A 19,595-nucleotide genomic window follows, 5' to 3' on the forward strand; every position below is an offset into this window, starting at 1 on the left:
TTATCCACAGAAACCGTGGATAACTCTCTGAAAGCCGCAATTATAAAGGCTTTTGAGCTCAGTATTTATCGCAACCTATGAAAATCAAGCAAGTGTCTTGTTTTAACCCTTTTGTTAGATTCTTTTAAAGAATGCCTAATTATTGTTCACACTCACCCTGCAAATAAATATGACAATTCAAAATAAAGTGGCTAAAAAACAGCCTAACACACTGATAAAAAACACTTAAACCACTCTCTTATCTGTCTTTGCATTCACAATTCAGGATCAATTAATGCCGTATTTAACGTTTTTTCTCAACCGACAGACCGATTTGAGACCTCTAAAATGGAAGAATTTAATGCGCAAATAAAAATGATTAGATTAAATTTTTATAGCGAGAATAAAATCTGAGATAAATGACAATTTCCTCTCTTATAAGCCAAAATTCTATACAACGAATACTTTTGACTAATTTATAATATTGCTCGTGGTCAAAAAGCATGCAAAAAATCACATGATCCAACATGAAATTTTACTTTAACCGCGAAAACATCTGTGTTTTTCAGCTACATTTTGTTCAGATCGAACATAAAAACATCGAATACACTTCTTTTTTGAATTTATGAAGTTTTTATGTTGACACTTTGCAATGCTGTCATTAATATTTCGCCCCGTTGAAAGGCATGACGCTTCCCCCTTAGCTCAGTTGGTTAGAGCGACGGACTGTTAATCCGCAGGTCCCCCGTTCGAGTCGGGGAGGGGGAGCCAAGTTTTTCGACCATAAACGTTTCCCCCTTAGCTCAGTTGGTTAGAGCGACGGACTGTTAATCCGCAGGTCCCCCGTTCGAGTCGGGGAGGGGGAGCCAACTTCCAGAATATATTAGACTTTTATCATCTTTCACATTCTGCGAATCTATTAGACTTTCTGCCTTATATATTCTAATCTATCCTGAGTTATTTCTTTTTTGCTATTTAAATAGAATTCACTGTACTTAAAGCAATCAATCAGGGAATTGATTCTTCCTTTCAGGCTTTTATAAGATAAAAAACATGGCAGGCTTTAAAAAACTAATATTTGTTCAACTTATTTCTTGGCTACTATTTGCATTGCTCGGTGGGTATTTTATAGCACTGGGGTTTGACAACGCAGTTAGCGATGCTCAGAAAAAAGCGCAATTCGTAGTGAATACTTACATAAATAGTTTAACGATGGACGAGCTTGCGCCTGAAAAAATACAAAAAGCGCTTGCCGACGGCACTACTTTCTCTAAATTTATAATACGAGATCAAGCAGGTAACCTCGTTACCATGGTTGAATCGCCACAGCCCCTGCCCCTCTTTGCAGATATTGTAAATACGAGCTTTAATTCGATTCGCCCACAATTTGCTGTTAACCAAGCTTCTGACATAAAAGTTGAATTCACAATCAACGCAAACAATCTGGCAAACCTGCTACAACAGTCCATGTTTATTGTCATTTTAGTCTCAGGCTTAATTGCTTTGTTGCCTATTATATATATGCAAAGCATGTTCAGACGCTTAAACCGAAAAGTGAGCACCACCATTGCAGATATCATCGATATCTATATCAATCAAAATCAGGTTAATGGCGATCTTGAACAAGCAATGGACACAACACGCTTGAAAAAGCTTAGTAAAGATTTAATACCTACTTTCAATCGTCTTTCGCACTTTTTACAAACCAAGCATGATGATATTGAAAACAATGCAATGAGCATTAAGCAAGAAGCGTATAAAGATGTCATTACAAATCTTGGTAATCGTAATATGTTCGTCGAATACTACGAGAAAAACATCGAAAATGCCGATAAAAGCACCTTTGGCTCTTTAGCTATGGTGCGTTGTAGTGAGCTACAAGCAATAAACCAAACTCGCGGTTATCAAAAAGGCGATGAATACGTAAAAGGTGTTGCCGATATTATTAAACATATCAGTGGTACTTACACCAATAGCCAAGTATTTCGGGTAAACAGTTCAGACTTTGCTGTTATTTTACCTAATACTCCCCTAAAAGAAGCTGAACGATTCGGTGATAACTTACAATCGCGTTTTACGCAGTATCAGCAGAACCAAGAATTAAGTTCAGTAGCAAATACAGGCATAGTTGGGTACGAAAAAGGCAAACCTTTAGGCGAACTACTGTCGATTGTTGATAACGCTATGAGCATGGCACAATCTAAGCAAGCAAATGCATGGCATGTTCAACGCGAAACAGATTTAGTAAACAATGTGAGTGCTGGCTTTGGTAATCAAAACTGGCGCAAAGTGATAAACGAAGTGATCGAGTCAAAGCGTGTTCACTTAGTTATGCAAAATATCATGCCAATTGGTAAAAGCATCAAAGCCTATGCCGAAATTCAAGTGCGCTTTAAAACAGCCGAAAATCAAATGCTTCCTACGGCGTCTTTTTTAGCGATGGCCGAAAAACTCGGTATGGCAATGGAAATTGATCGATTAATAATCGACACCACCCTTGAAAAAGTGAAGACACGCAACTTCTCACAAAAGTTTTTTGGTATAAATGTCACAGCATCCAGTGCGCATAATGATCAGTTTCTTATTTGGTTAGAACGCCGTTTGTTAAAAGATAACAATATTGCCACTAAATTAATTTTTGAAGTCAGCGAATTTGGTCTTCAGCAAAATATAAAAGCAAGTAAGCGTTTTATTGATATGGTTCATCGTGTCGGTGCGCGTGTGACTGTTGAACGCTTTGGTGTAGGCTTAACTTCATTTAAATTCTTCAGAGACTTGAAGCCTGACTTTATTAAAATGGATGCAAGCTATACCCGCGGCCTTGAAGATGATAAAAACAATCAATATTTTATGCGCTTGATGGTAGATCTTGCTCACCGGATTGGGGTTAATGTTTTTGCCGAAGGTGTAGAGAGCCAGGAAGAGAAACACATTATCGAAACCCTTTGCTTAGATGGCGTGCAGGGTTATTACATAGAAAAACCAAAAGACATCTAAGATCTACGCCAATAAGACCTAATAAACCGACTGTTTATCAGGTCTTTAACGTAACTTTAACACTTCAAATACAAACAGCTTTGTTAATTTAAGCTAATCGCCTCGCATGTGTTGTGTCAGCCTCCAGAAAAAAGGATAATGACGTTGTTTTTATTCTCGTGAGGCACGCATGACAGAGTATGTCTTGTTACTGATTGGTACCGTACTAGTCAACAACTTCGTTTTAGTTCAGTTTTTAGGTTTATGCCCGTTTATGGGTGTATCAGGTAAACTCGACACTGCTATTGGTATGTCTTTAGCGACAACCTTTGTGCTAACACTCGCCTCTGTTACCAGCTATCTGGTGAATCACTATATTTTGATTCCACTCGATATCGCATTTTTACGCACCATGAGCTTTATTTTGGTGATTGCTGTCGTTGTGCAATTTACTGAGATGGTTGTTAGAAAAACCAGTCCAACTTTGTATCGTTTGCTCGGTATATTCTTGCCCCTGATCACAACAAACTGTGCAGTGTTAGGTGTTGCCCTTCTTAATATCAAAGAAGACCATTCATTCTTACAATCAGCCGTGTATGGTTTTGGCGCAGCAGTTGGTTTTTCAATGGTGTTAATTCTTTTTGCCGCATTACGCGAACGTTTAGCTGTTGCAGACGTTCCTTCACCATTTAAAGGTGCATCGATTGCGATGATCACCGCAGGTCTGATGTCGATGGCCTTTATGGGTTTTACAGGATTAGTGAAGTTTTAATATGACCTTGTTTTATGCCTTAATTGCGCTAGGTTCATTAGCGCTAATATTTGGTTTGATTTTAGGATTTGCTGCCGTACGTTTTCGGGTAGAAAGCAACCCTATCGTTGATCAAATTGACACCATATTGCCACAAACTCAATGTGGACAATGTGGCTACCCTGGTTGTCGCCCTTACGCAGAGGCGATAGCGAATGGTGACGAAATAAATAAATGCCCGCCGGGCGGCGAAGCCACGGTAAAAAAACTGGCAGATTTAATGGGGGTTGAAGCAAAACCTCTTGCTGGCGGCGAACAAGCAGAGCCAGTAAAAACCGTTGCATACATTCGAGAAGACGAATGTATTGGCTGTACTAAATGTATCCAAGCCTGCCCTGTTGATGCCATTGTTGGTGCGACCCGTCAAATGCATACCGTACTCATTGACGAATGCACTGGCTGTGATTTATGTGTTGAACCTTGCCCAGTTGACTGTATTGATATGCTGCCTGTAAAAGAAACCAAACAAACTTGGAAATGGCAATTAAATGCAATCCCTGTGACTCAGGTAGATTAGGAGCGCAGATGGAAACGTTAATAGAACAAATCAAACAAGGTAAAGTCTGGCCATTCGCTGGGGGGATTCATCCACCTGGACAAAAGCAACAATCAACATCACGTGCAATTGAGCGACTAGAGCTGCCAGATAAATTAGTTGTGTCACTAAAACAACATATTGGTGCCAACGGCAAATTAATCGTAGTAAAAGGCCAATCAGTTCTTAAAGGTCAAGCGTTAACAAAACCTAGCGGTAACTGGTCAGTACCTGTACATGCGCCTACTTCTGGTGTGATCACTGATATCTGCCCGATGCCATCTGCGCATCCATCAGCGTTGCCTGAGCTCAGCGTCATTATTGAACCAGATGGCAAAGATACATGGTGTGAACTAAACCCTGTTGATGACCCTAAAGCACTCTCACATGATGAGCTAGTCGATATTATTCATCAATCAGGTATTGCAGGGATGGGGGGAGCTGGTTTTCCCACTTACGTAAAAGCAGATACGCGAAAAAGCATTGAATTTTTAATTGTAAATGCCGTTGAGTGTGAGCCATACATCACTGCAGACGACATGTTAATGCGTGAACATGCACACGGAATTATCGCCGGTATTGAGTTAATGCAGCACTTGCTCAACCCAACACTGACAATCATAGGTATTGAAGATAATAAGCCAGAAGCTATTGCAGCAATGCAACAAGCAGCAAAACATAATGAATCTATCATTGTTCAAACTGTCCCTACTGTTTATCCTTCTGGCGGTGAAAAACAATTGATAAAATTGCTTACAGGCAAAGAAGTACCTAGCGGCAATATTCCTGCTGACATTGGTATGTTAGTGCACAATGTAGGCACCCTGTTTGCAATTAACCAAGCGGTTTATGAAGGCAAGCCATTAATTGAACGCGTGGTCACAGTGACTGGCAATACAATCCATAAACAAGGAAATGTATGGGCGTTACTTGGCACTGAAATAAAACACTTACTAGATTGCCAAGGCTTTTCACCGGTGCCACAACAACGAGTTGTCATGGGCGGCCCTATGATGGGCTTTACCTTACCAACGGTAAGAATCGGCATTGTAAAAACCACAAACTGTATTTTAGCCCCTGATCATCAAGAGCTGGCTGAACCAGGAGACGAAAAAGCCTGTATTCGTTGTAGTGCCTGTGCTGATGCCTGCCCTGCTTCGCTATTACCCCAACAGCTGCAGTGGTTTGCTAAGTCAAAAGAATACGACAAGTTAAATGAGCATAACCTATTCGATTGCATCGAATGTGGAGCCTGCGCCTATGTCTGCCCGAGTGAAATTCCACTTGTGCAATACTACCGAGTTGCTAAAGCCGAAATCAAAGAGCAACAAGCAGAACAAATAAAAGCTGAGCGCGCCAGAGAGCGCTTTGAAGCACGCAAAGAGCGTTTAGAGCGCGAGCAAGAAGAGCGACAAAACCGTCATAAACGCAAGCCCGCGACGAAGTCGAGCGATGAAAAACAAAAAGTGGCCGATGCCCTCGCCCGTGTTAAACCAAAATCTGACGATAAAGACAGTAAATCAGCTGTTGCAGCCGCAATTGCTCGTGCCAAAGCGAAAAAACAAGGTGCAGAACTGGAACCAGATAATTCTGAAGTAGCTAAAGAACGTGCTGCACGTAAAGAGCAAGCGCGTAAGTACAAAGAGCAAAAAGCGCTAGAGCAAAGTGAAGAAACCGTCGATAAAGACGATAAGAAGTCAGCTGTTGCAGCGGCTATTGCCCGTGCTAAAGCGAAAAAAGCAGCACAAGCCACAGAAGCTGATAACGCAACCAATGCTGAGCCTGTAGCCGTTGACGATAAAAAAGCGGCCGTAGCGGCGGCGATTGCCCGTGCTAAAGCGAAAAAAGCAGCGCAAGCCACTGAAGCTGATAACGCAACCGATGCAGAGCCTGCAGCCGTTGACGATAAAAAAGCGGCCGTAGCGGCGGCGATTGCCCGTGCTAAAGCGAAAAAAGCAGCGCAAGCCACTGAAGCTGAGAACGCAACCGATGCAGAGTCTGCAGCCGTTGACGATAAAAAAGCGGCTGTTGCAGCGGCGATTGCCCGTGCTAAAGCAAAAAAAGCGGCACAAGCCACTGAAGCTGATAACGCAACCGATGCAGAGCCTGCAGCCGTTGATGATAAAAAAGCGGCCGTAGCAGCGGCAGTTGCCCGTGCAAAAGCGAAAAAAGCAGCGCAAGCCACTGAAGCTGAGAACGCAACCGATGCAGAGCCTGCAGCCGTTGACGATAAAAAAGCGGCCGTAGCAGCGGCAGTTGCCCGTGCAAAAGCGAAAAAAGCAGCGAAAGAGCACGCTGAGCAACAAACAAAAAACGAAAGCGAAAGCGCAGACACCCACGGTACTGACGCTCACTCTGATGATTCAAGTACAGATGAATCTGAAGCACAGCAAATAGATAACACGCCTGAATCAAGCGAAGACAAAAAGAAAGCGGCGATTGCACGTGCAATTGCTCGCGCTAAAGCTAAAAAGTTACAACAAGAAGGAACCGATAAGTCATGAAACTAACCATGGCCAGTTCGCCGCATAATCATAGTACCAAATCATTAAGCCGCTTAATGATCACCGTGATTGCTGCGTGTATTCCAGGTTTAATAGCCCAAGTTTACTTTTTTGGCACTGCGGTATTAATTCAGCTTGTGCTCGCGTTACTGACTGTCAGTGCCTGTGAAGCCGCTGTTCTGTTACTTCGTAAACGCAAAGTATGGCCAACATTAAGTGATGGTAGTGCTTGGCTTACAGCTGTGCTATTGGCGCTTAGTATCCCACCTCTTGCCCCATGGTGGATTATCGTAATTGGTTGCCTATTTGCTATTGTCATTGTTAAACAACTTTATGGCGGGCTTGGTTTTAACTTGTTTAACCCTGCAATGGCGGCATATGTATTATTGCTTGTGTCATTTCCTGTGCAAATGACAAGCTGGCTGCCAGTAAACGAACTGCTCGCAAACCCAATTAGCTTTACACAACAACTATCCGTTATTTTTAACGGCTTTACCTCTGCTGGATTTAGTGTTGATCAGCTGCGTGTTGCAATTGATGGCACAACAATGGCAACCCCTTTAGATACGGTTAAAACCGATGTGGCTCACCACCTAACAGTGTCAGAAAGTATGAGCAAACCACTGTTTAATGATTGGTTTGGACTTGGCTGGGGCTGGGTAAACTTTGGTTTCTTATTAGGTGGTTTATACTTATTAAAAGCAAAGATAATAAACTGGCATATTCCTGTCGGCTTTTTAGCATCTCTTATACTGTGCAGTGGTATTGGTTATATTGCAGCGCCAGGCACAGAGCCAGGCGTGGTATTTCATCTATTCAGTGGTGCAACCATGTTAGGTGCATTTTTTATCGCGACTGATCCTGTTTCGGCATCAACCACCAATAAGGGCCGCATAATTTACGGTGCCTTAATTGGTTTACTTATTTACTTAATTCGTACCTTTGGTGGTTATCCAGATGCGGTGGCATTTAGTGTTTTGTTATTAAATATGGCTGTGCCGTTAATTGATTACTATACACAACCACGTACTTACGGCCATGGAGTGAAATAATGATCCTTTCCTCAATGACTAAAAATGGTGGCATTCTTACTGTTTTTGCACTGCTTACCACAGGGGCTGTTGCACTGACACATAGCCTGACGGCTGAGCGTATAAGCGAGCAAGAAAAAAAGCAACTTGCAGAGCAATTACAGCAAGTGCTTGATGCCCATCACTATGACAATCAACTATATAAAGATTGTGTGATCATTACAGATGAACGTTTAGGACCTCGTCCTGATCAGGTTATTTACCGTGCTTACAAAAATGACGAACCCTATGCTTTAGTGATGCGCCATGTCACACCTAGTGGCTACAGCGGCGATATCAACTTACTAACAGCCGTATTTGCTAATGGCGACATTGCTGGCGTGCGCGTCACAAAGCACGAAGAAACGCCCGGTCTCGGCGATAAAGTCGAAATAAAAAAATCGGATTGGATCACCCTCTTTAAAGGCCAAAATGTGCTAGGTGACGATGACACACGTTGGGCCGTTAAAAAAGATGGCGGTCAGTTTGATCAGTTTACTGGGGCAACAATTACCCCTCGAGCGGTCGTTGGCTCAGTCAAAAATGCGGTGCTGTTCGCAAAAGCTGAGTTTGATAACCTATTTGCTGCGCCAAATTCATGCCAAGGAGCACAGTAATGAGCGAAATCAAAACCTTATTTAAAGAGGGTATGTGGGCAAACAACCCCGCCCTTGTGCAATTACTGGGCTTGTGTCCTCTGCTGGCCGTAACATCAACCATTACAAATGCGTTAGGCCTTGGTTTAGCAACCTTACTGGTATTGGTTGGTTCAAACATCACTGTCTCTATTGTGCGTAACTGGGTGCCGAAAGATATACGTATTCCCGTTTTTGTGATGATCATTGCAGGGTTTGTTACCATCGTTCAGCTGCTTATGAATGCCTACACATTTGGTCTGTATCAATCATTAGGTATTTTTATTCCACTGATTGTCACCAACTGCGCAATTATTGGCCGAGCAGAGGCATTTGCCTCTAAAAATACCGTGCCTCTTTCTGCATTCGATGGCTTAATGATGGGACTTGGCTTTATGCTGGTGCTTGTTGTGCTTGGCGCTATTCGAGAATTAATAGGTCAAGGCACGCTGTTTGATGGTGCCGACTTATTACTTGGACCATGGGCAGAAGCACTGCGCATTGAAGTCTTTAGCTTTGACAATCAGTTCTTATTAGCAATTTTACCTCCGGGCGCTTTTTTAGGGCTTGGATTATTGATTGCGGCAAAGAATGTGATTGATACACAAATAAAATCTAAGCAAGTTGTTACTCCAGAAGTAGAAAAAGGCCCTCGAGCCCGAGTAACGAGTTTAACTTAAAGGAGAGCACGCACCGTCACTGCGTGCTTAACACTCACCATGAATAAAGAAAAACGCTACGAGATCCTGTCTCGCCTCCGCGCAGAAAACCCTCACCCAGAAACTGAGCTTGAATACTCAAGCCCTTTCGAGTTGTTGGTTGCGGTTACCCTATCAGCTCAAGCAACGGATGTTGGTGTAAATAAAGCGACCCGTAAGCTTTTTCCTGTCGCAAACACGCCCCAAGCTATTCTTGATTTAGGTCTTGAAGGCCTGCGTGATTACATAAAAACAATTGGTTTGTTTAATTCTAAAGCCAATAATGTCTATAAAATGTGTGAAATTCTGGTCAATAAACACAACGCTGAAGTACCAGAAAACCGCGAAGCCCTTGAAGCCCTACCGGGCGTGGGTAGAAAAACGGCTAACGTTGTTTTAAATACCGCTTTTGGCTGGCCTACCATTGCCGTAGACACGCATATTTTCCGTGTTTCTAACCGCACTAAGTTTGCCATGGGTAAAGACGTCGTTGCAGTTGAGCAAAAACTAGAAAAAGTCGTACCTAAAGAATTTAAAGTCGATGTACACCACTGGTTAATACTTCATGGGCGCTACGTGTGTACTGCACGTAAACCAAAATGCGGCAGCTGTATTATCGAAGACTTATGTGAGTTTAAGGATAAAACAGAGTAATAAAGTTTGCTTTGCTAACTTAAAAAGTGGTCGCGGATAATGTCGCTAATGTGTCAATATAATCGCTAATTTGTGAGAATCTATCAGTATTGCAAACTCACCACTGCTATTTTCCATCCTGAGTTCATTCGCTAATTGTGCCAAACACAGGCTTTGACACAATTAGCTAGGCCTATTATTAAGGGTTTTGGCTCAACTGTTTTTTAATAAAGTCTCGCGTATCTTTTAAAAGCGACACTCTTGCTGGTTCGTGAACATACATCATGTGACCACCGTGATAATAGTAGTAATCAATTTTATCAGCGTTTATACCGTGTCTGTTTAAGGTGTATTCAGCATCAAAAAATGGTGTGACCATATCGTAATACCCAGAGGCAACCATAACTTTCATCTGTGGATTACTGCGAAGGGCATACGATAAATCTGGCGCAGTATTCACGTATTTTGGCTCCCAGCTTTGTCCATCAGGAGCCGTACGCCAGCGCCAATTATCAGATAATTCAGGGTCAGATGGATTTAAGTATTTTCTTTTCCACTGTACGTTTAAATCCGTGTGCATATATTTCATGAGTGCTGCTTTGTAGGCCGGTGCTATGGCTTTCGACGCATCTTGCGTAGGATCAGCGGATAGGTCGTCTCTTTCATCAAGCTTATAACGTCCATCGAGCAACCCAACGGCGACGCCCTCGTCACGCAACAACTCTTTAGCAAATCTAAACGCGTTGATGCGCAAATCAGTCCGCTCTATGTATTGTTTGCTAAGGCCTGTATAACGTTGTAATCCCTCAACAATTCGCGCTCTTTCAGCTGTGCTAATGGTATTACCTTTAAATAATGCGGGCAGCAATTCATCAACGGCAAATTGTCGACTCGCATCAATAAACGCTTCAAAACTTCCTGATGTATCAACTTTTTTATGGTACCAAGCTGTCGCAGCTAATGTTGGTATGTAAGTAATGTAAGATATAATATTGTCGTCTACATAAGGGCTTGAGCCTTGGTAATCCAAAGCTTGGGACACAAAAATGATGCCATTTACATTAATAAGATGTTTGTCCATGAGCACTTTAGAAACAGCTGCCGCTCTAGTCGTACCATAGCTTTCTCCTAATAAAAATATTGGCGCGTTCCAGCGATTTTCTTTCGTCAGCCACTGCGCGATAAAATCAGCAATGGCGGATGTGTCTTCATTCAACCCCCAAAAGGCTTTGCTTTCAGTTTCACCTAATGCGCGAGAGTACCCTGTGCCAACGGGATCAACAAACACCATATCAGTCACATCGAGAATCGTTTCTGGCGCATCTTTTAATTCATATGGAGCAGCCCCTGGATGCGCTGCGTCGCTTGGCACAACAACGCGTTTAGGCCCGTAAGCGCCCATGTGTAACCAATTAGAAGATGAACCAGGGCCACCATTCCATATAAACGTAACCGGTCTGTTCTCTTTGTCGTCTGCGACAATGTAATCAAATGAAAAGACAGAGGCGGTAGGTCCTTCGTCTTTGTTCAATAAATAAGTTTCACCGGCTACAACTTTGTATTTCAGTTTTTTGCCATTAAAGGTGCCTTTGTGCTGTGTAACAAATTGAGTGGCTTCTGGTATCAGTTTCTTACTGTTGTTTGAAGCTGATACTTCCTCTGCATATGCCACATTTATACTCAACGCGCTTAATGTAAATATGACCACTGTTTTGAAATTTTTAAAATACGCCATTCTTTACTCTCTTGGTTGTTTACTTTTGTTTTTATCTGTATCGAGTGGGAGTGCTTTTGTCACTCGTTCTTTATCGCTGAGCATTTTTCAATTAGGCAGTCATCCTCCCACGAGTCAAACTTAGAAGCGTGTAAGTCCCCTCTGTTTACACTTGGCAATGATGTAAAAAGTTGCATTATCGTGTTGCTCACTCAGGGTAGCCTCTGTGGTGAATACCCTATGCCATCGGGTCCATTTCCTGTGGGCAGTTCAAATAACGTTTTGCCAGAGACTATATCAATTACAAGCACCTTATTTTTTTCATAAGCAAACAAAAACAAAGTACGATCATCAGGATGAAAAACCACACCTTTTGGTCCCGTCCCCTTCTCAAATACGATTTGATGCAATATTTCCAACGAAAAGTACACAAATCAAATAATACATCCACTTCATTTTCTGCTCCCTACTCTTAATAAGCTTAATTTTCGAATTAGGTATAATTAAGCCCCCTCTAAGGAAAATATATTTTTCTGCCTTCCTAACTCAAGTGCGACGATATAAGTTGTCTGCGTTTAGTTGTATAATTACAGCAATCTCGCCAGAAAATAAAATATATGTGTTCAAACTCACTATTCTGTTTGCTAATACATAAAACACTTTCCTTGCTAAGGTATTACTAGTATCGAATGATTGTGAGTGATTCCAACTTGTACTCGAATTAAAAACATGAAATTGCACAAACTGTCATCTCAAAAGACTCGAAACTAATAGCACAATAATCAAAGTATTAATTTCACAAGCCACCATCCTTTCGTTATGCTGTTGAGTATTGTGAAAATTTTTATGAGAATTGCTATGTTACCTTTACTTCGTATCTTGTTAATTGAGCAAGACCCTGCCACTTTGCAAGAGCTGTCAACGAACCTTGCACGAACAATCCCTAATTTTGAGCGTAGTGATGTTGATATCGATATTATTGAGTGTAATGAGCTCAAGCAGGCATTAACATGTGTAGAAGAAGATGGTGATATTCAAGCTGTGGTACTCAGTTGGGATGTACTGAACAATAGCGAACGAACCTATAGTCGCTTTATAGAGCAGTTAAAAGGGATCCGTCTCGAGCTGCCAGTGTATGTTATTGGCGACGATACTAAAGGGTTAGAGATCGTTAACGAGTCAGAAGAAATTGAATCTTTCTTCTTTAAAGATGAAGTAATTTCGGACCCCGAAGCAATCTTAGGTTATATGATCAACGACTTTGATGACAGATCAGAAACCCCATTTTGGACAGCCTACCGTCGTTATGTCGGCGAAGCGAATGATTCATGGCACACACCCGGGCACAGCGGTGGTTCTAGCTTTAGAAATTCTCCCTACATCAAAGATTTTTATCAGTTTTATGGCCGTAATGTATTTGTTGGCGACCTGTCGGTTTCTGTTGATTCGCTTGGTTCATTGTCAGACAGCACCAATACCATTGGCCGCTCACAAGAGTCAGCTGCTGCGACATTTGAAGTTAAGCATACTTATTTTGTCACCAACGGTTCATCCACCTCGAATAAAATTATTTTGCAAACGTTGCTGCGTAAAGGCGATAAAGTGATCATCGATCGCAATTGTCATAAATCAGTACATTATGGCATTTTGCAATCAGCTAGTTTACCCATTTATTTGTCGAGTATTTTAAACCCTAAATATGGCATCTTCGCGCCCCCCTCATTAGCAGATATCAAGCAAGCGATTGAACAAAATACTGACGCAAAACTGCTTGTTCTCACCGGTTGTACCTACGATGGTCTTCTTAGTGACTTGAAACAAGTGGTTGAGTTTGCCCATCAACATGGGATTAAAGTGTTTATCGACGAAGCGTGGTTTGCGTACTCGCTTTTTCACCCAAGTTTACGCTACTACTCTGCCATTCATGCGGGCGCTGACTATGTAACCCACTCTGCACATAAAGTCGTGTCGGCGTTTTCTCAGGCGTCTTATATTCACGTAAACGATCCTGATTTCGACGCCGATTTCTTCCGCGAGATCTACAGTATTTACGCCAGTACATCACCTAAGTATCAACTTATTGCCTCGCTTGATGTGTGCCAAAAACAACTAGAGATGGAAGGCTATAAGCTACTGAATGCCTTGTTGAATCATGTCGCAGAGTTCAAGCAACAGATGGCGTCACTCAAGTATATAAAAGTACTTGGAAAAGAAGATTTTATGGAAATTTTCCCGCATTTTAGTGGCGATAAGATGGGTCACGATCCACTAAAGATTCTTATTGATATTAGCGAATTGCCTTATTCATTAAAGGATATTCATAAATTCCTATTAGATGAAATTGGCCTAGAAATAGAAAAATACACGCACAGTACAATATTGGTTTTACTGACACTTGGCGGAACGCGTTCAAAGATCATTCGTCTTTACAATGCATTAAAGAAACTAGACAGCGGAAAAGTAAAACTGGCTACATCAATGAGACGTACACGCTTACCAGAGAACTTACCAGCCATAGACTTAGCATGTATTCCAAGCGATGCGTTTTACGGCGAACGCGAGTCTGTGCCTATTAGTAAGAGTAACAACCGCATTTGTGCCGGATTAGTGACTCCTTACCCGCCTGGTATTCCACTTTTAGTGCCAGGCCAGCATATCACTGATGAGCATATAGAATATCTAAAAGAATTAGCAGGACAAGGACTGACGATTCAAGGGAGTTTTGATGGCGAGATCTATGTTCTTAAAGGTAAGGTGAAAAAGTAAAAAAGACTATTAATACCGTCAAGTACCTTATAACTATTCAGCAATGCCACACGGTATTGCTGAATAGGCTCGTTGCGAATACACATCACCACCTCACGTTCTCGTACTTAATTTAGTGACTAAATAGCTAAAACTCATTTTAAGATTGCTCTTTTAGATAAAGTTTAAACGCCTTTGTTCTCCCATTTATCGGTCGTAATAATACTGTGTTGCCCATCAAAATAACTTATAATCATACTTTTATAATTTTAATGCGCTGCGCTGTTACAAAAAGCAGCGTTTTTATACCATTGTGCTTTATTAAGTGGTCTATTTTATCACTCAAAATGATTAAGTATTATTGCGGATGGGTATTAAAATTATGCGAATTTAAAGACAAGACAGAGGATGCTTAAAATGCGTTTATTACACACAATGCTTCGCGTTGCTGATTTAGACAAATCTATCGAATTTTACACGCAAGTATTAGGCATGAAAGAACTGCGTCGTGCAGATAATGAAGAATACCGTTACACACTTGCTTTTGTTGGTTACGGTGAAGAAAAAGACGCTACCGTACTCGAGCTCACCTATAACTGGGATACTGACAGCTACGACTTAGGCAATGCGTATGGCCACATTGCAATTGAGTTTGATGACATTTATAAAGCCTGCGAAGATATTAAAGCCGCAGGCGGTAATGTGAGCCGTGAGCCAGGCCCAGTAAAGGGCGGCACCACTGAAATCGCTTTTGTTAAAGACCCTGATGGTTATGCAATTGAGCTAATTCAGAAAAAAGACTACAGTCAATTTTAATTGTTTTGGCTATTTCAGTCATTAAATTGACTGAAATAGCCACTTTGCAAGCGCCCGTTCAAGCTCTGTGAAATCGATTGGCTTCGCAATGTGATCGTGTATACCTATTTCCATACTTTTTTCGATATCTTCTCTCATTGCATTCGCACTTACCGCGATAATGGGTGTATTAAATCCTTCTTGCTTCAGCAGTGTTTTACTGGCTGTTAAACCATCCATCACAGGCATTTGAATATCCATTAAAATTAACGCGTAGTTATTCATTGATGCCTTATCACAGGCTATTTGGCCATTTTCAGCAAGTTCATAGCTCAAACCTAATTGCGATAAGTATTTCGTAATAACAATTTGGTTAATTGGGTTATCTTCTGCGACTAACAACGGTGTTTTTATGCTTGAAAAGTCGACCGTTATCGCCGTGTCGAGTTGACTTGTTTTTGCTTTGCTAAGCACGTGTGAGTGGGTTTTAAAACTCACCATAATAGTAAATGTAGTGCCTTCACCAAGCTCACTTTTAAGCGCAATTTCACCGCCCATTAAATCCACTAAGCCTTTACTTATGGCAAGCCCTAAACCTGTGCCGCCATATTCACGCATGATATTACTTTGCGCTTGTACAAAGGGGTTAAACAAAGCGGTTAATTTATCTTCTGCTATACCAATACCTGTATCAGTCACAGTAAATTCAACTGTTGTCGTGTGAGCATCTTTGTCAAGGACATTAATTGATAGAGTAATTTCCCCTTCTTTTGTGAATTTAATCGCGTTTGACAGCAGGTTTATGAGCACTTGCTTAACGCGAATTTCATCACACTCGACGTTGACTGCTTTGAGTTGATTAATATTAAGTTGGCAAGCAATCCCCTTAGCATCGCAGCTGGGTTTAAATAACACAATGAGATCTTGGCATAGCGCGATTAAATTGCATTCTCGCGTATCGAGTTCTATTTTATTTGCTTCAATTTTTGAAAAGTCGAGTATGTCATTAATCACTGTGAGTAACACATCGCTGCAGTTATTAATTTGTCTCACAAAATCAGCTTGTTCTGGATTTAATTGGCTTTTTTTCAACAACTGTAAAAAACCAACGATCCCATTCATTGGTGTTCTAATTTCATGGCTCATATTTGCTAAAAACTGGCTTTTAACTTGCTCAGAATGCTCCGCCCTAACCTTCTCTAGCTGTAAAGAAGTGATCTGAATATCAATTGTTTCAGCCATGCTATTGAGTGACTGAGCTATATCTTTAAACTCTTGATAATGGAAATCATCGGTTATTTTTTTGTAGTTACCACATGCAAACTCCCGACTCAGTGCAGTAATACGATTAAGTGGATTATGCAAACGTTGCGTTAACCAATGAACCAAAAACAATGACACAACTGAAAGGCCTATAATTAACAAGCCTCCAGCTATCGCTGTTTCCTTTACCGCATTGGTATATGCAGTTTCAGCTTCATTAATTCTAAAGTGTAATGCTGTTCGTTCATTATTAAACAGCACATTACTAATCGACGCACTTCCTGTTAGTAACGCCGTGCTTTCTACGACCCCTAAACTGTATAAAACATGATCTTGCACGGTAATTTGTACTTGTTTACCTGATTGGTAAGTAGGCTGCTCATTGTGAACAGCAAGCCACTTTAATGCTTCAGATAACGGAATGAACGACACTAATAACCCCGTTTTTCGGATTGGTTCACTTAACGAGTCTTGCTCATGTAACAGCGTTGAAGTAATTGCTATTAATGCATTTTGTTTGGCTTCTGTTTGAAAGAGCAATTCATTCAACTGCGGCTTATTAATTACTTGAATGCTATTTTGATTGTTCGAGGTCTGCGCACTATCGAGAATACTTTTTGTTAGTGCGTAATTTAGCGTTAACGATGTTATTGGGTAACCTTCAACAATAAAGCCTTGATTATCTAAAACAATTGATGCAATTATTTGTGGGTTATCTGTTACAAATTGCTGTAATTGAACCAATGCAAATTGCGAATACACCACGGTATCTGGAAGCTCAGCTATCGCTTTTGTACTACTTAATAACTGACTATTTTTTTCTAATTTGAAGATCAGTTGTTCCAAGCTTGCCGCGTTATTTCTTGCCTGCCATTGTAAGCTTGTTTTAGCTTGTTCAATCGAGTTTAAATAAAAACGCCCGATCATCAAGCCTGCCAGCACCAAAAGCGGAATAATAACTAGCAATAATACACTTGCGAATAATGCTTGGCTAAACCGTGGGCTGTTCATTGCACCTCTTCATTCGCAATTGAGCGCTCTGCGAGTCCCTGCATAAATAAACCTGCTTGTTCGGCAGTCAGCGCACCACTGCCATAACGAGAAAAGCCTTTTGTTAACACTTCCCATGCAATTATCATCGTAGCCGATGATGGCATTGGTTTGGTGTGTTGCAAAGCAGCAAGCAAGGTAAGTAACGTATCATCGTTTTGCTCTAAAAGCTGCGTTAAAACTTGCGTGTTCACTGGGATATCGTGAAGTTTTTGCCAAATTAAATGCTGAAATGGTGCATGTTGCACAGCCTTTGCAAACTTAATTAAATTGTCTTTATTAGGGCCCTGTAAACTATTATTCGGAAAAGCTAAAACAAACGTTGAGTAGTACGGCTGCATGAAGTGACCATTCAGTTTTGGTAGTGGTTGTACGGCCAACTGCTCCCCCAGTGCTTCTTTGTAAGTATTGAGGGCCCAAGCACCGTTTATAATAAATGCAGCCTGTTGGTTTTGAAATGCGGCATGTGAACAGCTGTAATCACACTCTCTGTCCACGATACCTTGCTGATTTAAATCCCATACATATCGCAGAGCTAATTGCATTGCAGATGTATTCAACAGTACTTTGTCATCAACAATCAGGTCGCCTTCAAATGCGCTTAAAAATGGAATAAACCAATACATTTCCATAAAACTCCAAGTGATTAGTTTCACCTGTTCAGGCAGCATAGGTTTTAGTTTAATAATATCCTGCCAGTCATTTATTTTTTTCTTTACGTACCGAGTGTTATAAAAAAGCAGTAAATGATTACCTTGAATAATGGGAATGCCGAGTAATTGACCATTCACTCTTGTTGTATCTAAAGTGCGTTTATCTGTTGTTTCAGCTATCAGTGATTCGGGAATAACACTAAAATTAGCGTATTTGTTCAAACCCAGATGGTCAGCAGGAAAAATTACGGCATCGGTGGTTGTCGCACTATTGGCTTGAACAAGCCGTACTTTTAACGCTTTTTGGTCAACCAACACAGAATCAACCGTTAATTCTGTTTGCTCAGCCAGCTCACTTAACAGTTGATTGAAGTTATCATGCTTCATTGTATAGGCCAGCTTAATTGTCGTGGCATAACACGGGAACATTGCCAACAGCACTACCAACCCAAATACTCGCCACACGCTCGTATCTACTTAATAAACAGAAAATTATAAATTTAGTTAAGCACACTTGTTTACAATTGCCTAGCTTAATCAGGGGTTTTCTTACATCTCAACGTTGTGATCACTAAACCAACAATTGCAAAACAAATTAACCAAATAATACCATTCCGCTTAATTAAGAGGTCTATTTTGAGGCAATAAAACCGCGTTGATAACAAGGCAAAAATTTAGTTATTTAGTTGTTCTCGGCAATTGCTCCTGCATTGCTCTACCTCCTGCATCCATGCAGTCGTAAATCAGAAATTTTTAACGCAGGTAGCGACTGGTTTGATCACTCAAAATGATTAAGTATTTTTGCGGATTGGTATAAGGTCTCCACTCATACTCGTTAACGTCACACCTTTTAAAAACAATGCCTCAAATTAGACATAAATGATGTGTCGCAGGAAGCATTAGAAATAGATTAAAACGGTCTGTCGCAGTGAGAAGTAAAGATCTGTACTGTGATTTTTAAAAATATCAGAGAAAAGTCGAAATTAAATAGCGTAGATAATTGATTTTTATAAGATAAGTATGGGATGTATAAATAGGAATTTTTGAATTGAATCTTATGGTATTCACTGTGTAATAAATATAAATTACGCAATTAAATGGCGTCCCCAAGGGGATTCGAACCCCTGTTACCGCCGTGAAAGGGCGGTGTCCTAGGCCTCTAGACGATGGGGACGCAGAAATTTGTTTGCAAATCACTGATTTGCTATTTCTGCGTAAGATGAGACCGAGCCTGTGAGGCGAATGGCCTTAGCTTAAACAGAAAGTTTCTGTGTCACTAGGACAACTGAATAGTTAAACTCGATTCAGGCGAGCTGTTTAATAACACAACACCCTCTTTAACACGGTTAAAGTAAGTGGCGTCCCCAAGGGGATTCGAACCCCTGTTACCGCCGTGAAAGGGCGGTGTCCTAGGCCTCTAGACGATGGGGACACAAGAATGTGTCACTAGGACAACTGAATAGTTAAACTCGATTCAGGCGAGCTGTTTAATAACACAACACCCTCTTTAACACGGTTAAAGTAAGTGGCGTCC

13 protein-coding genes and 4 tRNA genes are annotated in these 19,595 nt (G+C 41.1%); 12 read left to right on the forward strand and 5 right to left on the reverse strand.

Annotated features, from left to right (window positions below; translation table 11 throughout):
* The first annotated feature begins 673 nt into the window (after window positions 1-673).
* The 10 genes from ACSSVW_RS17730 (at window position 674) to nth (ending at window position 9,862) form a co-directional block, all read left to right on the forward strand.
* Window positions 674-750: transfer RNA gene (locus ACSSVW_RS17730), tRNA-Asn, on the forward strand.
* Window positions 751-771: 21 nt separating this feature from the next.
* Window positions 772-848: transfer RNA gene (locus tag ACSSVW_RS17735), tRNA-Asn, on the forward strand.
* A gap of 184 nt (window positions 849-1,032) precedes the next feature.
* Window positions 1,033-2,976, forward strand: coding sequence for an EAL domain-containing protein (locus ACSSVW_RS17740; protein ID WP_036969491.1), 1,944 nt, complete (start codon window positions 1,033-1,035; stop codon window positions 2,974-2,976).
* A gap of 169 nt (window positions 2,977-3,145) precedes the next feature.
* A complete protein-coding gene (gene rsxA, locus ACSSVW_RS17745; RefSeq protein WP_036969494.1) occupies window positions 3,146-3,727 on the forward strand; it encodes an electron transport complex subunit RsxA in 582 nt (193 codons plus the stop codon).
* Window position 3,728: 1 nt separating this feature from the next.
* Complete coding sequence (rsxB, locus tag ACSSVW_RS17750; RefSeq protein WP_036969496.1) at window positions 3,729-4,283, forward strand: electron transport complex subunit RsxB; 555 nt, start codon at window positions 3,729-3,731, stop codon at window positions 4,281-4,283.
* A gap of 8 nt (window positions 4,284-4,291) precedes the next feature.
* Complete coding sequence (gene rsxC / locus ACSSVW_RS17755; RefSeq protein ID WP_454179841.1) at window positions 4,292-6,805, forward strand: electron transport complex subunit RsxC; 2,514 nt, start codon at window positions 4,292-4,294, stop codon at window positions 6,803-6,805.
* Entirely contained in the window at window positions 6,802-7,857 is a 1,056-nt protein-coding gene (rsxD, locus tag ACSSVW_RS17760; RefSeq protein ID WP_454179842.1) for an electron transport complex subunit RsxD, read from the forward strand. Before rsxC ends, rsxD begins: the two co-directional genes overlap by 4 nt.
* Window positions 7,857-8,492 (forward strand): electron transport complex subunit RsxG, encoded by a 636-nt coding sequence (gene rsxG / locus ACSSVW_RS17765; protein ID WP_074989784.1) that lies wholly within the window; start codon window positions 7,857-7,859, stop codon window positions 8,490-8,492. The genes rsxD and rsxG overlap by 1 nt, the downstream gene beginning before the upstream one ends.
* Complete coding sequence (locus ACSSVW_RS17770; RefSeq protein WP_278370314.1) at window positions 8,492-9,190, forward strand: electron transport complex subunit E; 699 nt, start codon at window positions 8,492-8,494, stop codon at window positions 9,188-9,190. Before rsxG ends, ACSSVW_RS17770 begins: the two co-directional genes overlap by 1 nt.
* A 39-nt stretch (window positions 9,191-9,229) precedes the next feature.
* Entirely contained in the window at window positions 9,230-9,862 is a 633-nt protein-coding gene (nth, locus tag ACSSVW_RS17775; protein ID WP_182396258.1) for an endonuclease III, read from the forward strand.
* A gap of 178 nt (window positions 9,863-10,040) precedes the next feature.
* On the opposite strand, the gene ACSSVW_RS17780 is transcribed toward nth, so the two are convergent.
* Window positions 10,041-11,576 carry a S10 family peptidase gene (locus ACSSVW_RS17780; protein ID WP_454179843.1) on the reverse strand — a complete coding sequence of 512 codons (1,536 nt, stop codon included), beginning with the start codon at window positions 11,574-11,576 and terminating at the stop codon, window positions 10,041-10,043.
* A gap of 837 nt (window positions 11,577-12,413) precedes the next feature.
* Between ACSSVW_RS17780 and ACSSVW_RS17785 the strand changes: the two genes are divergently transcribed.
* Both ACSSVW_RS17785 and gloA read left to right on the forward strand, forming a co-directional pair.
* Window positions 12,414-14,321, forward strand: a complete 1,908-nt coding sequence (locus tag ACSSVW_RS17785; protein ID WP_454179844.1) for an aminotransferase class I/II-fold pyridoxal phosphate-dependent enzyme — start codon at window positions 12,414-12,416, stop codon at window positions 14,319-14,321.
* A gap of 396 nt (window positions 14,322-14,717) precedes the next feature.
* Complete coding sequence (gloA, locus tag ACSSVW_RS17790) at window positions 14,718-15,116, forward strand: lactoylglutathione lyase (RefSeq protein WP_036969520.1); 399 nt, start codon at window positions 14,718-14,720, stop codon at window positions 15,114-15,116.
* Between the two features lie 21 nt (window positions 15,117-15,137).
* Here gloA and ACSSVW_RS17795 read toward each other — a convergent pair whose 3' ends face one another.
* The 4 genes from ACSSVW_RS17795 to ACSSVW_RS17810 form a co-directional block, all read right to left on the reverse strand.
* Window positions 15,138-17,369 carry an ATP-binding protein gene (locus ACSSVW_RS17795; protein ID WP_454179846.1) on the reverse strand — a complete coding sequence of 744 codons (2,232 nt, stop codon included), beginning with the start codon at window positions 17,367-17,369 and terminating at the stop codon, window positions 15,138-15,140.
* Window positions 17,366-18,448, reverse strand: coding sequence for a sugar ABC transporter substrate-binding protein (locus ACSSVW_RS17800; protein WP_454179847.1), 1,083 nt, complete (start codon window positions 18,446-18,448; stop codon window positions 17,366-17,368). Before ACSSVW_RS17800 ends, ACSSVW_RS17795 begins: the two co-directional genes overlap by 4 nt.
* 711 nt (window positions 18,449-19,159) lie before the next feature.
* Window positions 19,160-19,235 (reverse strand) — tRNA-Glu (locus ACSSVW_RS17805).
* Window positions 19,236-19,417: 182 nt separating this feature from the next.
* Window positions 19,418-19,493, reverse strand: a tRNA-Glu gene (locus tag ACSSVW_RS17810).
* Between the last annotated feature and the right edge of the window lie 102 nt (window positions 19,494-19,595).

The sequence above is a fragment of the Pseudoalteromonas sp. MBR-15 genome (assembly GCF_053628915.1).

Bases quoted from the DNA above. Each gene is read 5' to 3' on its own strand.
- ACSSVW_RS17740 (WP_036969491.1), top strand. From the start codon at position 1,033: ATGGCAGGCTTTAAAAAACTAATATTTGTTCAACTTATTTCTTGGCTA.
- rsxA (WP_036969494.1), top strand. From the start codon at position 3,146: ATGACAGAGTATGTCTTGTTACTGATTGGTACCGTACTAGTCAACAAC.
- rsxB (WP_036969496.1), top strand. From the start codon at position 3,729: ATGACCTTGTTTTATGCCTTAATTGCGCTAGGTTCATTAGCGCTAATA.
- rsxC (WP_454179841.1), top strand. From the start codon at position 4,292: ATGGAAACGTTAATAGAACAAATCAAACAAGGTAAAGTCTGGCCATTC.
- rsxD (WP_454179842.1), top strand. From the start codon at position 6,802: ATGAAACTAACCATGGCCAGTTCGCCGCATAATCATAGTACCAAATCA.
- rsxG (WP_074989784.1), top strand. From the start codon at position 7,857: ATGATCCTTTCCTCAATGACTAAAAATGGTGGCATTCTTACTGTTTTT.
- ACSSVW_RS17770 (WP_278370314.1), top strand. From the start codon at position 8,492: ATGAGCGAAATCAAAACCTTATTTAAAGAGGGTATGTGGGCAAACAAC.
- nth (WP_182396258.1), top strand. From the start codon at position 9,230: ATGAATAAAGAAAAACGCTACGAGATCCTGTCTCGCCTCCGCGCAGAA.
- ACSSVW_RS17780 (WP_454179843.1), bottom strand. From the start codon at position 11,576: ATGGCGTATTTTAAAAATTTCAAAACAGTGGTCATATTTACATTAAGC.
- ACSSVW_RS17785 (WP_454179844.1), top strand. From the start codon at position 12,414: ATGTTACCTTTACTTCGTATCTTGTTAATTGAGCAAGACCCTGCCACT.
- gloA (WP_036969520.1), top strand. From the start codon at position 14,718: ATGCGTTTATTACACACAATGCTTCGCGTTGCTGATTTAGACAAATCT.
- ACSSVW_RS17795 (WP_454179846.1), bottom strand. From the start codon at position 17,369: ATGAACAGCCCACGGTTTAGCCAAGCATTATTCGCAAGTGTATTATTG.
- ACSSVW_RS17800 (WP_454179847.1), bottom strand. From the start codon at position 18,448: ATGAAGCATGATAACTTCAATCAACTGTTAAGTGAGCTGGCTGAGCAA.